This window comes from Halobaculum litoreum (genome assembly GCF_030127125.1).
GTDB lineage: Archaea > Halobacteriota > Halobacteria > Halobacteriales > Haloferacaceae > Halobaculum > Halobaculum litoreum.
This window is the reverse complement of sequence record NZ_CP126156.1, coordinates 569,894-582,326: the sequence shown is the minus strand read 5'-3', so window position 1 is coordinate 582,326 and position 12,433 is coordinate 569,894. Positions and strand designations below refer to the sequence as shown.

Below are 12,433 nucleotides of genomic sequence, written 5' to 3'. Positions count from 1 at the left end.
TTCCCGACACCCCTTTTTGTCGCTCGCCGCCGAACGGCCGCCGATGTCGACCGGCTCGCGGATCGCCGCCGTCGAGGAGGTACCGGACGACGGGTCGTACCTGTTCGTCGCCAGCGACCGCCACGGCGAGGACACGGAGGTGATCCTCGTGCGCTGCGAGGAGCCGCCGGGCGTGCGCGCGTGGGTGAACGTCTGCCCCCACGAGTTCCAACGGCTCGACCAGGGGCGCGGCGCCGCGACCCGGAACGGCGAGGTGATCTGTCCGAAGCACGGGTCGATGTTCGACGCCTGCTCCGGCGAGTGTGACAACGGGCCGGCCGCGGGGACGACGCTCACGGAGGTGACGGTGGACGTGACCGACGGCGCGGTGCGCCTCGTCGACGAGAGGTACACGTTCCGACACGCGGGCGAGCGCGACGGCGACGACGGACCGAGTTCGACCTCCCACCTCGGGTTCTGACCGCGTGGGCGACGACGACCGCCGTCGCGACTCCGGGCTACGGCTCGATCCAGTCGGCGAACGTCCCGTCGACGAGCGTCCCGGTCTGCCGGTCGATGTAGGTGCGTTGCATCCCGCGGATCGCGTCGGCGAGGTCGGCGCCGTCGGCGAGGCGCTCGCGCACCCGCTCGCGCTTCCAACCCGCGGGGTCACCCCGCGCTCGGCGCGCCACCGGAGCGGTTCGACGTACGTCTCGGCCGCCGCCGCGGGCACGCCGGCGTCCTCCAGTCCCGCCTCGGCGTGGGCGAGGAGGTCGTCGAACAGCACCGCCCGGTCGCTCGTCTCGACGCCGTCGTTCGTCACCCACGAGAGGTCGGCGTCGATACCGTCGCGGACGGCGGCGTAGAAGTTCGCCTCGGCCGTCTCCCAGTCGAGGTCCGCGACCGGGTGGTGCCGCCGGGGGAGGCTCTCCATGAGCCCCGCGAACGCCGCGAGGAACGCGATCGAGTCGCGGACGGTCGGCTGAGCGGGGATCGGGCGGAACTCGATGCGGGCGTTGGCGGCCGAGCGCGTCGCCCCGTCGAACACCGGCCGCACCCACCGCCAGTAGGTGCCGTGTTTCCGCCGGAGGGTGGCGAACGCGTCGTCGAACCGGTCCCCCTCGGGCACCTCCATCGGCACCATCGTCGCGTCGGCGGCGACGCGGTCGACCGCCTCCGCGACGGAGTCGAGGTCGGCGGGGAACGTCACCTTCTCGGCGCCCTCGCGGTTGAGGACGGACTCGAAGACGGCGACGCGGTTCTCGTGCCAGCCGTCCCGGAGCACGTCCTCGGCGGTCGCGTCGGCGGCGTACAGGTCCGGCGGGAAGAACGGCGCGTTGACGCCCAGCGCGAGCAGGGGGCCGGCGATCCGCAACGCGAGGTCGTGGTACTGGGGGACGTCCTCGGCGCTGGCGACCTGGTAGTGGGGTTGGATCGAGGTGATGAGGCTCTCGGGCATCACGGTGCCGGCGCTCGCCTCGACGTGGGGCGCGTCGACGGCGAACTCGTCGACGCCGGCGCTGTTGGCCATCGCGTGGTAGCGCACCGCGTCGCTCATGTTCGTCGCGATCCGCACGCCGTCGACCTCGACGGCGTCACCGAGGTAGTCGCGCGCGGTCTCGCCCACCGGGGGGATCGTCCACATCCCGTCGGAGACCAGCCGCATCCCCTCGGCGCCCGTCGTGTCGAGCGCGGCCGTCAGCCGCGCGCGCACCTCCGAGGCCTGCGCCCGCAGCCCCGCCGCGTTGAGGGGTTGGGGGCTGGTCGTCATCTCGGCGTTGTGGAGCCCCAACTCCTTCTCGAAGCCGATGAGGTCGAGCAGCCGTCGCGGCACCCGACTCAGGTGGTACGCGTCCGGGTCGTCCTCGGAGCCCGCGCCGGACTCGCGCCACCGGCCCTCCGACACCGCGTAGAACTCGTACTCCAACCCGACGATCGACTGGTGGTTGTCGAAGGTGCCGTCGCGCAGCTCCGCCTTCACGGTCTCGGCGTCGGCGGCCGCGCGCGCCTCGAACGCCTCGGCGTCCGTCTCCAACACCTCGTTCACCCTCGCGGCCAGATCCGGGTCGCCGTCGCTCATGCACCCCGGTGGTCGCGCCGCCGTGTTCAACCCTCCGGCCGAGTCACATATCGAAATCGAGAACCAAGATTTATAAAACACGACTCGGACGGGTAGCGCATGGAGACGTTCGGACTCGTGCAGGCAGGCGCCTGTCCGTTCCGGGGCCGGGGGCGCGCGCTCGACCGCTACGCGACGGCGTTCTTCACGAAGAAGGCCGAGCTGGCGACGTTGGTCTGTGACGAGTGGGTCGTCCTCTCGGAGCGACACGGCGTGCTCGACCCGGACGAGGAGGTGGAGGGGATCGACCGCGAGTTCACGGAGCTGGAGCCGGCCGAGCAGGCCCGGTGGTCGATGGACGTCGTCGCCGACGTGGCCTCGCGGGTGCGGAAACAGGAGTACGACCGCCTCGTCGTGTTCGCCGACCGGCCCACTCGGACCGCGCTGAAGGAGCGCGGCGGGCTGCTCAGTCGGACGGCGGCCGCGGGCGCGAAGACGCTCGAGCCGCTCGCGGGGATCGGCGGGCGGGAGCGACAGGAACAGTGGCTCGACGAACAGCTCGAGATCCGGCGCGACGCCGCCGACCCGACCGCCGCCGACATCGAGGCCGACCTCGGCGAGTTGGGCTGAGCCGCGACGGGCCGCCGGGTCGTCCCGTCGGGACGTCCGGAGTCGTCGGAGTTTTGCGCGCCGCCCGACTCCGGGCGGGCATGGAGTTCGCTACGTTCGCCGAGCGCGCCGACGCGGCCGCCGCCGAGGAGGGCGACCTCGCGACGGTCGGCGTCGTCGCGGAGACGCTCGCGGCCGCCGGCGACGACCTCCCCGTCGTCGCGCGCTTCCTCCGGGGGCGGTGTTCCCCGGCTGGGACGGCCGGACGCTGTCGGTCGGTCCGGCGCTGTGTCACCGGGCGCTGGCGCGCGCCGCCGGCGCGAACGTCACCGCGGCGACGATCGAGACGCGCCTCGCGGAGACCGGCGAGATCGGCGCCGTCGCCGCCGGGCTCGACCTGGGGGGACAGACCGGGCTGGGGGCGTTCGCGGCCGGCGGCGACGACGACGGCCTCACCGTGCGGGCGGTGTACGACGACCTCGTCGCCGTCGCCGAGGCGACCGGCGACGGGAGCGAGTCGTTCCGGCTCGACACCCTGTTCGGGCTGTTCAACCGCGCGACGCCGACGGAGGCGAAGTACCTCGCGCGGCTCGTCCTCGGCGAGATGCGGATCGGCGTCGGCTCGGGGACGCTCCGGGACGCGACCGCCGAGGCGTTCCTCGGCGCGTCGGTGACGACGCCGACGGAGGAGCGCGACGACGCGGACCGCACCGAGGCGCTCGTCGCGCTCGTCGAGCGGGCGCTGCAGGTGACGAACGACCACGGGGTGGTCGCCGAACTCGCCCGCGACGACGGCGCGGCCGGCCTCCGCGCGTCTCGCTGGAGGTGGGGCGGCCGGTCCGGTCGATGCTCGCGCAGGCGGGCACCGTCGCCGACGCGCTGGACACGTGGGGCGAGGCCGTCGCCGAGACGAAGTACGACGGCGCGCGCGTCCAGATCCACTACGAGGCGGCCCCGGACGCCGACGCCGGATCCGACGCGGCCGCCCCCGGTGCGGGACCCGTCTCCGTCTACTCGCGCAACATGGAGGACGTCACCGCGGCGCTGCCGGAACTCGTCGAGCACGTGCGCGAGCACGCGACCGCGCCGGCGATCCTCGACGGCGAGGCGGTCGCCGTCGCCGACGACGGCGAGCCGCTCCCCTTCCAGGAGATCCTGCGCCGGTTCCGTCGCAAGCACGACGTCGACCGGATGCGCGAGGAGGTCCGGGTGGAGCTCCGGGCGTTCGACTGCCTCCACGCCGGCGGCGACGACCTGCTCGACGCGCCGCTGACCGAGCGCCACGAGCGGCTCCGCGAGGTCCTCGACGAGGGCGTCTCCGAGACCCTCGTCTCCGGGGACGCCGCCGCGATCGAGGCGTTCGAGGCCGACGCGCTCGCGGCCGGCCACGAGGGCGTGATGCTCAAGCGCCCGGACTCGACGTACGACCCCGGCAACCGCGGGAAGGAGTGGCTCAAGCGCAAGCCCGACGTCGAGACGCTCGACCTCGTCGTCACCGGCGCCGAGTGGGGCGAGGGCCGGCGGGCCGAGCAGTTCGGCACGTTCGAGGTGGCGGTGCGGGCCGCCGACGAGGGGGACGGCACGGCCGGCGACCACGCCGTCGTCGGCAGGGTCGCGACCGGGATCACCGACGAGGAGTTGGCGGAGTTGACCGCGCTGCTGGAGCCGCACGTGGAGTCCGAGTCCGGCCAGTCCGTCCGGTTCGCCCCCGCGGTCGTGTTCGAGGTGGGGTACGAGGAGATCCAGAACGTCGCCGACGTACGGCTCGGGGTACGCCCTGCGGTTCCCGCGGTTCGTCGCCGTGCGCGACGACAAGGCGCCGGCCGACGCCGACACGCTGTCCCGTCTCCGGCGGCTCGCGGGCGACGACGCCGACGACTGACCCGGCGACGCCGACGGCCCCCCCTCGCCGCCGAGTGACAAGACACTACTCGGGGGCGGTCGTGCGCTCGCACATGGACACACGCCGGATCCTCCGCGAGTACCCGTTACAGGTGTTGCTCGCCGTCGCCGCCGCCGCGGCGCTCGTCGCCACCGTCGCCGTCGCCGCCGGCGGGAGTTCGCTGTCGACGACGCTGCGGCTCGCCGCCCTCACGGTCGTCCTGTTCCTGTTCGCCGTCGGGTTCTCCGCCGGGCCGCTCGGGGAGCGGTACTTATAGGCGCGTCCCGGCCCCTCCATCGCACATGACCGTCAGGCACGACGACCTCCGGGTGACGTGGTACGGCTACGCGACGGCGCGGATCGAGAGCGCGGACGGCACCGTCGTCTACACCGACCCGGGCCGCTACGGCGTGCTCACCGGCGAGTGGACGCCCCCCGGCGGCGGCAACCCGAAGGACGCGGCCCACCCGCGCGCCACCGACCACCGGCCGATGGACGCCGACCTCGTCGTCGTCACCCACGACCACCACTACGACTCCGAGGGGATCGAGCGCGTCGCCGCCGACGACGCGACCGTCGTGGTGTTCGAGGGCGTCGACGCGGGCGCCATCGACCGCGACGTGAAGCCGGTCGAGGACCTGCCGTTCGAGGTCGTCCGCGTCGGCGACGCCGACCACGTCGCCGTCGACGGCGTCGGCGACGTGTGGTCGGTGCCCGCGTACAACGACCCCGACGGGTCCCACGCGAACCGCGACGGCTCCGTGCCGCACCCGGAGGGGTCGGGCGTCGGCTACCGCTTCACCGTCGGCGCGGACGACACCTCGGTGTTCTGGCCCGGCGACTCCGACGCGCTCGACGCGTTCGCCGAACTCGACGTGTCGCTGTTCCTCGCCAACATCTCGGGCGACGTCTGCATGAGCGGCCCCGAGGCCGCCGCCCTCGCCGAGCGCATGGACCCCGACCTCGTCGTCCCGATCCACTACAACACGCTCGAGTTCCTCGAAGCCGACTCCGCCGCGTTCGCGAGCGACGTGGCGAAGCGGGCGGTGCCGGTCGCGCTCGACGAGACGACCGCGTGAGCCGGCGCGGCGAACCGATCCCGTCGCTACCGGGCAACGACACCGCACGCAAGCTACTTCCCCTCCCGTGAGTGACATACCGTCGAGATGCCCTCCGGTGCCTCCCACGGCCACGACCCCGCCGGCTGCCCCGACTGCGGCGCGGTGGTCGCCCCCCACGACCGGTTCTGCTCGGACTGCGGCGCCGCGACGCCCGTCGCCGGCGCCGGCGCCGGCGGCGCCCGCCGCGCCCCCAGCGCCGAGGACCGCGCGTGGCTCCGCCGTCGGGTCGACGACCTCCACGCCGAGGGTGGGAGACGCTCGCCGACGACGGCGAGCGGGTCGTCCTCCGCAAGCGCGGCTTCGGCCGGATCCCGGTCCACGTCGTCCTGTTCCTGTTGACCGGCGGGATCGGGAACCTCCTGTACGCGCTGTACCGGTACAGTTCGGGCGCGCCGCGGCGCGAGGTGTACGCCGACGGGACCGAGCGGTCGCTGTCCGGCGGCGACGGCGGCCCCGGGCTCGGGACCGTCCTCGCGACGCTCGCCGGCGGCGGCCTCCTGTTCGTCGGGCTGGTGTGGTTCGCGGCCGCGCTGATCGCCGACGCCTCCCTGCTCGCGACGGTGCTCGGCGCGCTGGTGTTCGTCCTGTCGGCGCTGGCCGTCGTCTCGCTGCCCCGGGTCGCCCGCGACGGCGTGAAGTCGCCCGGCACGTTCGGCACCGAGCGGACCGTCGAGCGCGAGCGCGTCCGCAACCCCTCCGAGCCGTGTGCCGCCTGCGGCCGCCGCGTGTTCCACGGCGAGCACCGCCGCTACGCCGAGCGGCTGTACGTCGCCGGCCTCCCGGTGCGGACCGCCTCGTCGGGGGAGAACGTGTACTGCGCCGCCTGTGCCGACGAGACGGCCGGCCCGTTCGACGACGACGAGATCGACGCCGAACTGGCCCGGATGCGGGCCGAGCGCGGCGCGCGCGGCGACGCGCGCCGCGACCGCTCCACGGCCGGGGCGAGCGAACGGGAGCCCGAGGTCGAGTCGGACCCCCGGTAGCGCCCTCAGAGGACGCCCATCTCCCCGAGCCGCTCGGGGAGGTAGGTGTCGGTGACGAAGTCGAGCCCCTGCGCGGCGAGCGCCTGCTGCTCGGCCTTCTTCTCGATGTCGAGCTGGAGCTCGATCTGCTCGGTCCAGAAGTCGGTCTGGAAGCGCGGGTCCTCCAGCTCCGACTCGAGGGCGTTGACGTCGGAGTCCGACAGCGGGTCGGTCGGCAGGTCGTAGTCGACGATGTCCTGCGGGCGGATCCCCACGTACTTCGCCTCCGGCGTCGCGAGGTACTCCGAGAGGTGCGCGGACTTGATCGACCCGTAGGCGACGGAGCCGAAGATGCGGTACGACCACGGGTCGCCGTCACAGAACACCACGACCGGGAGGTCGAGTTCGTCGTGCAGGCGCTTGGTGAGCCGGCGGGTCGCGCGGGCGGGCTGGCCGCCGAGGTGGACGACGATCGAGTCGTAGTCGACGTCGAAGCCGTTCTCGACGAGGCGGTCGCGCATCCCGCCGGTCTCGACGCAGAGGACGAACTCGGCGTCGTTGTCGAGGAACTCGATGGTGTCGGGGTTGTTCGGGATCTGGTAGCCGCCCTGCCCGACGTCCTCCTGACAGTGGATCTCGCGGTCGCCGCGGCGGGTCTGCTCGCGGATCTTCAGCGGCCCCATCACCTTCGCGCCCGACTCCTCCGGGCGCATGTGGAAGTCCTCGCGGGTGACGCCGGAGACGATCTCCAGGTCCTCGATCAGCTGGTTCGACTCGTCCTGCGTGCTGAACTGCGCCTCCTCGGAGTCCCACGACTCGCTGAGGTAGTACAGCTCACGCAGGGTCGACGAGCGGTTCTCCTCGAGCTGTTGGGCGAGGAACTCGACGGCGTACACCGCCTTCAGGAGCTTGCGCGCCCCCCGGACGGAGTTGGCCGAGCGCGTGGAGGTGCGGTCGCCGTACACCCACACGCCCGCCTCCTCGTCGAAGACGATGTTGCTCTTCGTCCGCGTGGGGAGCGTCATCTCGGGGATGTCCCCGTGGTCGAACTGGTCGTAGAACTCCGCCGCGAGTTCGATCAGCTGCTCGCGGGCCTTCTCCTCGTTCAGTCGGGTGTCGGATTCGGGTGTGTCTGCGCTCATATCAGGCGTTCACGGTCAGCTTCTCGGTCTCGATGCCGTCCACGTTCACGTCGAACTCCGCGTCGCCGGCGACGGTGTACTCCAACACCGCCTCCTCGCCGGCCGCGACCGTCGGGTTCCACTTCACGAACCACTCGCCGTCGAGGTCGACGACGGTCGCCTCCTCGGGCACGTCCGTCGGTTCGACGCTGACGATGTCGGTCACGTCGGGCGCCTCGTTGCGGTCGGAGTGGTTCTCGACGATCAGTCGGACGGTGTCGCCGTCGCGCTCGCGCTCGATCCCGACGTTGTTCATGATGCGCGCCAGCGCCGCGTCGATGTTCGGCCGCTCGCGGCCGGTCACCTCCGCGACCTTGTCGGCCATCTCCGGGAGGATCCGCCCGAGCACGTCCTGTTTCTCGCGGCGCTTCTGCATCGAGCGCCGCTTGTTCAGGTACGACTTCAGTTCGCGCGCCGCCTCCCGGACGGCGAGTTCGATCTCGTCTTCGATCGCGGGGATGTTGGCGAGCGCGTCCTTCGACTCGCTGGTGAACGGGACGTTCGTCGAGGCGACGTGGATCATGATGACGGCGGGGCCGTTCGGCATCCCCGAGCCGCCGGGCTGGTCGAGCCCGTAGTTGCGCCAGCCGATGCGCTTGACCACGTCCGTGGTCGCACACGCCCCGCGCTGGTACACCAGCGGCACGCGGTTGGCGAACCGGAGGAGGTCGACCTGCCCGCCCTCGTCCAACTCGCCGCCGTAGGCGATGCCGGCCTCGACGATGAACGGGTCGCCGCCGTGGACCTCGGCGTCGCGCGTGGCCGCCGCGTAGAAGTCCGCGTCGAACTCCTTGCGGAGGCCCGCCTCGACGAGCTCCGAGGTGATGGGCGCGAGACAGTCGGTCGGCGGCGCGAGGATGTCCGTCTCGCGCATCGCCTCCAGCAGCTCGCTGGCGGTGTCGCGGCGCTCGGCCGCCTCGCGCACCTTCGGCACGTCGTCGGGGACGGTGACCATCCGTGACCACAGCGCCTCGACGACGTTCTCGCGGGCGGTGTCGCCGAAGGTGGCGTCGTCGAACTCCTCGGTGTCGTCGGCCGCCTCGTCGACGAGCGCCTGCAGTCGCTTGTGGGTCGCACGCGTGCGCTCGTCGTCGGCGGCGAACCGGCGCGCCAATCGCTCGGCCATCCCGGCGACGACGGCGTCGTCCTTCCGGGTGGAGGTGGCCTCGTCGACGAGCGGGTACAGGTCGTCGGTGAGTTCGTCGACGTCCTCGTCGGCGTCGAACGCCGTCATCGCCGCCCACGCGGCCGCGACCGCGTTCTCGCGCACGGTGGCGCCGAAGCGCGTGCCGTACTCGTCCTCGGCGGCCTCGGCGACGTTGTCGACGATGCCGACCAACTCGGAGTAGCTGGTGCGTTCGCGCGAGGCGAGCGTGCTCGCCACCTCCTCGGCGAAGAAGCCGGTCGCCGCCGCGCCCTTGTTCGAGACGGCGTCGGTGAGCGCGGCCGTCACCGGCTCCTCGTCGGCGCTCCAGCCGAGTTCGCGGCCGAAGTGACGGTCGCGGAAGTTGTCGACCACCTTGTCGGCCGTCTTCCGGCCGACCCGGGTGAACTCCTCCTGCAGGAACCCCGAGACGGAGTAGCTCTCGGTCGCCTCCAGCATCTTGATCAGCGTGCCGAGTTCGACCCCGTGCGGGTGGGGGCGGATCTCCTCCGTCTCCGCCGGAAGCTGGTCGGTGCCGCGCTCGAACTTCAGCGGCGCGTCCAGCCCCGGCTCGCGCAGTTCGAGCCGGGCGTGCGGGTTGACGACCGCGGTGTGTTTGATGTAGTCGTGGAGCTGCTGGCGCGCGCGCATGTTCGCCTCCATCTCCACCTCGATCCGGGTGCCGTGCGAGCGGTCCCACGAGGTGGTGCGCTCGGCTTTGATCTCCGGTTCGTTCGTGTCCGTGTCGATGATCAGCTCGAAGTACTGCGCGTCGGCCTCCCCCTTCGGCCGCGAGGTGATCTTCGCGGGCTTGCCGGAGGTGAGCTGCGAGTAGAGGACGGCCGCGGAGATGCCGATCCCCTGCTGGCCGCGCGACTGCTCGCGGGCGTGGAACCGGGAGCCGTACAGCAGTTTCCCGAACACCTTCGGGAGCTGCGCCTTGGTGATCCCCGGGCCGTTGTCCTCGACGATCAGGCGGTAGTAGTCGCCGACCTCCCTGATCTCGACGTAGATGTCCGGCCGGATCCCCGCCTCCTCGCAGGCGTCGAGCGCGTTGTCGACGGCCTCCTTGACGGCGGTGACCAGCCCGCGGGCGCCCGAGTCGAACCCGAGCATGTGCTTGTTCTTCTCGAAGAACTCGGCGATGGAGATCTCCCGCTGGCCCTCGGCCAGCTCGTCGGCGATCCCCTGGTCCTCGCCGAGTTGCGACTGGAACGACGTCATTCTCGTACGGGGTCGTATCCGACGTGGGGTTATAACCGTGTCCTCACCGCGGTGAAAGTGAACCGGGGGACCGACGGCCGGCCACACCGCCGTCGGCACGGGCCGCGACGGGCCGACAGGGCGCCGCCGAGACTGACCGTTCGGTCAGCGCCCGCTCGGCGCCCGTGGAGCGCGGGGAGGGTCGAACGAAGGGGGACGGACGCACCCGACCGCCGGACGGGATGACGGGGCGCTCACGCGCGCGCGTGAGAGGACTTATAACCGGGGACCCGTTAGGGTACGGTAAGGTTCCTATGTCAGGCTCAGGGGATAGTGAGTACGGTGCCGGGCAGATCCAGGTGTTGGAGGGCCTCCAGGCCGTCCGCAAGCGCCCGGCGATGTACATCGGTTCTACGGACTCTCGCAGCCTCCACCATCTGGTCTACGAGGTCGTCGACAACTCCATCGACGAGGCGCTCGCGGGCTACTGCGACCACATCGAGGTGACCGTCCACGACGACGGCTCCGTCTCGGTGTCCGACGACGGTCGCGGCATCCCGGTCGACACCCACGAGAAGTACGAGCGCCCGGCGCTGGAGGTCATCATGACGATCCTCCACGCGGGCGGGAAGTTCGACAACAAGTCGTACCAGGTGTCGGGCGGGCTCCACGGGGTCGGCGTCTCGGTCGTCAACGCCCTCTCACACTGGTTGGAGGTGGAGGTGAAACGCGACGGCGCCGTCTGGAAACACCGCTTCGACCACGGCGAGCCCGAGGAGGGCGCCTTCGAGCGGGTCCGGCCGATGGAGGACGGCGAGAAGACGGGCACGACGATCCGGTTCTGGCCGGACACGGACATCTTCGAGACGACGGACTTCTCGTTCGACACGCTCGGCAACCGGCTGCGCGAGCTGGCGTTCCTCAACTCCGGCGTCACCATCACGCTCGCCGACGAGCGCGACGGCACCGAGGAGACGTTCCTCTACGAGGGCGGCATCCGCGAGTTCGTCGAGTACCTCAACGAGACGCGGACGCCGCTGCACCGCGACGTCGTCTACTTCGCCGACGAGGAGGAGGCCGAGGACGGCTCCGTGCTCGTCGAGGTGGCGATGCAGGCGACCGACGAACTGCAGGGGTCGGTCCACGCGTTCGCCAACAACATCAACACCCGCGAGGGCGGCACCCACCTCACCGGCTTCAAGACGGCGCTCACCCGCGTCGTCAACGACTACGCCAACAGCGAGGGGCTCATCGGCGACCTCGACGGCAACCTCAAGGGCGAGGACGTCCGCGAGGGGCTCACCGCGGTCATCTCGGTGAAACACCCCGACCCGCAGTTCGAGGGGCAGACGAAGACGAAGCTGGGGAACTCCGAGGTGCGCGGCATCGTCGAGTCGGCGGTCCACGAACACCTCGGCACGTACTTCGAGGAGCACCCGGACGTCGCCGAGACGATCGTCAGCAAGGCCGCCGAGGCCGCCCGCGCCCGCAAGGCCGCCAAGCAGGCCGAGGAGCTGACGCGGCGCAAGTCGGCGCTGGAGTCGACGGCGCTGCCCGGCAAGCTCGCGGACTGTCAGTCTCGCGACCCGGAGGACTCCGAACTGTTCATTGTGGAGGGCGACTCCGCGGGCGGCTCCGCGAAGCAGGGGCGCAACCCCGAGTTCCAGGCGATCCTCCCGCTGGGCGGGAAGATCCTGAACGTCGAGAAACACCGCCTCGACCGGGTGCTCCAGAACGAGGAGATCCGGAACATGATCACCGCCGTCGGCACGAGCATCGGCGACGAGTTCGACATCGAGGAGGCGCGCTACAAGAAGGTCATCATGATGACCGACGCCGACGTCGACGGCGCCCACATCCGGACGCTGCTGCTCACGCTGTTCTACCGGCACATGCGCCCGCTCGTCGAGGCGGGGTACGTGTACGCGGCCCAACCGCCGCTGTACCGCATCCGCTACAGGGGCGAGACGTACGACGCCATGACCGAGGCCGAGCGCGAGCGGATCGTCGAGGAGAAGTGCGACGGGAAGCCCGACCGCGTCCAGCGGTTCAAGGGGCTCGGGGAGATGAACCCCGAACAGCTGTGGGAGACGACGATGAACCCGGAGAACCGGGTGCTCAAGCAGATCACGATCGACGACGCCGCGGCCGCCGACCGGATGTTCAACGTCCTGATGGGCGACTCCGTCGAGCCGCGTAAGCAGTTCATCAAGGAGCACGCGCCCGAGGCCGACTGGGTGGACATCTGACACCGATGCAGGCGACGCACATGACGACACGACACACGCACGAC

8 protein-coding genes and 2 pseudogenes are annotated in these 12,433 nt (G+C 71.4%); 7 read left to right on the top strand and 3 right to left on the bottom strand.

The window, feature by feature from the left end:
- The first annotated feature begins 43 nt into the window (after nt 1-43).
- Entirely contained in the window at nt 44-460 is a 417-nt protein-coding gene (locus P0R35_RS03070; RefSeq protein WP_284013770.1) for a Rieske (2Fe-2S) protein, read from the top strand.
- Nucleotides 461-497: 37 nt separating this feature from the next.
- Here P0R35_RS03070 and P0R35_RS03065 read toward each other — a convergent pair.
- A pseudogene (locus tag P0R35_RS03065) lies at nt 498-2,059 on the bottom strand (glutamate-cysteine ligase family protein).
- Nucleotides 2,060-2,158: 99 nt separating this feature from the next.
- Here P0R35_RS03065 and P0R35_RS03060 point away from each other — a divergent pair.
- From P0R35_RS03060 to P0R35_RS03040, 5 genes and pseudogenes are all read left to right on the top strand, one after another.
- Entirely contained in the window at nt 2,159-2,668 is a 510-nt protein-coding gene (locus P0R35_RS03060) for a DUF6884 domain-containing protein (RefSeq protein WP_284013769.1), read from the top strand.
- 80 nt (nt 2,669-2,748) lie between these two features.
- Nucleotides 2,749-4,529 (top strand): annotated as a pseudogene (ligA, locus tag P0R35_RS03055) (ATP-dependent DNA ligase LigA).
- A gap of 73 nt (nt 4,530-4,602) precedes the next feature.
- Nucleotides 4,603-4,806 (top strand): hypothetical protein, encoded by a 204-nt coding sequence (locus P0R35_RS03050; protein ID WP_284013768.1) that lies wholly within the window; start codon nt 4,603-4,605, stop codon nt 4,804-4,806.
- Nucleotides 4,807-4,831: 25 nt separating this feature from the next.
- Complete coding sequence (locus P0R35_RS03045) at nt 4,832-5,608, top strand: MBL fold metallo-hydrolase (RefSeq protein WP_284013767.1); 777 nt, start codon at nt 4,832-4,834, stop codon at nt 5,606-5,608.
- A 251-nt stretch (nt 5,609-5,859) separates the two neighbouring features.
- Complete coding sequence (locus P0R35_RS03040; RefSeq protein WP_284013766.1) at nt 5,860-6,633, top strand: DUF8108 domain-containing protein; 774 nt, start codon at nt 5,860-5,862, stop codon at nt 6,631-6,633.
- Between the two features lie 5 nt (nt 6,634-6,638).
- On the opposite strand, the gene P0R35_RS03035 is transcribed toward P0R35_RS03040, so the two are convergent.
- Together P0R35_RS03035 and P0R35_RS03030 are read right to left on the bottom strand one after the other, a co-directional pair.
- Nucleotides 6,639-7,754 carry a DNA topoisomerase IV subunit A gene (locus P0R35_RS03035; protein ID WP_284013765.1) on the bottom strand — a complete coding sequence of 372 codons (1,116 nt, stop codon included), beginning with the start codon at nt 7,752-7,754 and terminating at the stop codon, nt 6,639-6,641.
- A 1-nt stretch (nt 7,755) separates the two neighbouring features.
- Nucleotides 7,756-10,161, bottom strand: coding sequence for a DNA topoisomerase VI subunit B (locus tag P0R35_RS03030; RefSeq protein ID WP_284013764.1), 2,406 nt, complete (start codon nt 10,159-10,161; stop codon nt 7,756-7,758).
- Between the two features lie 293 nt (nt 10,162-10,454).
- Here P0R35_RS03030 and gyrB point away from each other — a divergent pair, with 293 nt between their 5' ends.
- On the top strand, nt 10,455-12,389 hold the full coding sequence (gene gyrB, locus P0R35_RS03025; protein WP_284013763.1) for a DNA topoisomerase (ATP-hydrolyzing) subunit B: 1,935 nt from the start codon (nt 10,455-10,457) through the stop codon (nt 12,387-12,389).
- The last annotated feature ends 44 nt before the right edge of the window (nt 12,390-12,433 follow it).

Bases quoted from the DNA above. Each gene is read 5' to 3' on its own strand.
- gyrB (WP_284013763.1), top strand. From the start codon at position 10,455: ATGTCAGGCTCAGGGGATAGTGAGTACGGTGCCGGGCAGATCCAGGTG.
- P0R35_RS03045 (WP_284013767.1), top strand. From the start codon at position 4,832: ATGACCGTCAGGCACGACGACCTCCGGGTGACGTGGTACGGCTACGCG.
- P0R35_RS03060 (WP_284013769.1), top strand. From the start codon at position 2,159: ATGGAGACGTTCGGACTCGTGCAGGCAGGCGCCTGTCCGTTCCGGGGC.
- P0R35_RS03070 (WP_284013770.1), top strand. From the start codon at position 44: ATGTCGACCGGCTCGCGGATCGCCGCCGTCGAGGAGGTACCGGACGAC.
- P0R35_RS03035 (WP_284013765.1), bottom strand. From the start codon at position 7,754: ATGAGCGCAGACACACCCGAATCCGACACCCGACTGAACGAGGAGAAG.
- P0R35_RS03030 (WP_284013764.1), bottom strand. From the start codon at position 10,161: ATGACGTCGTTCCAGTCGCAACTCGGCGAGGACCAGGGGATCGCCGAC.
- P0R35_RS03050 (WP_284013768.1), top strand. From the start codon at position 4,603: ATGGACACACGCCGGATCCTCCGCGAGTACCCGTTACAGGTGTTGCTC.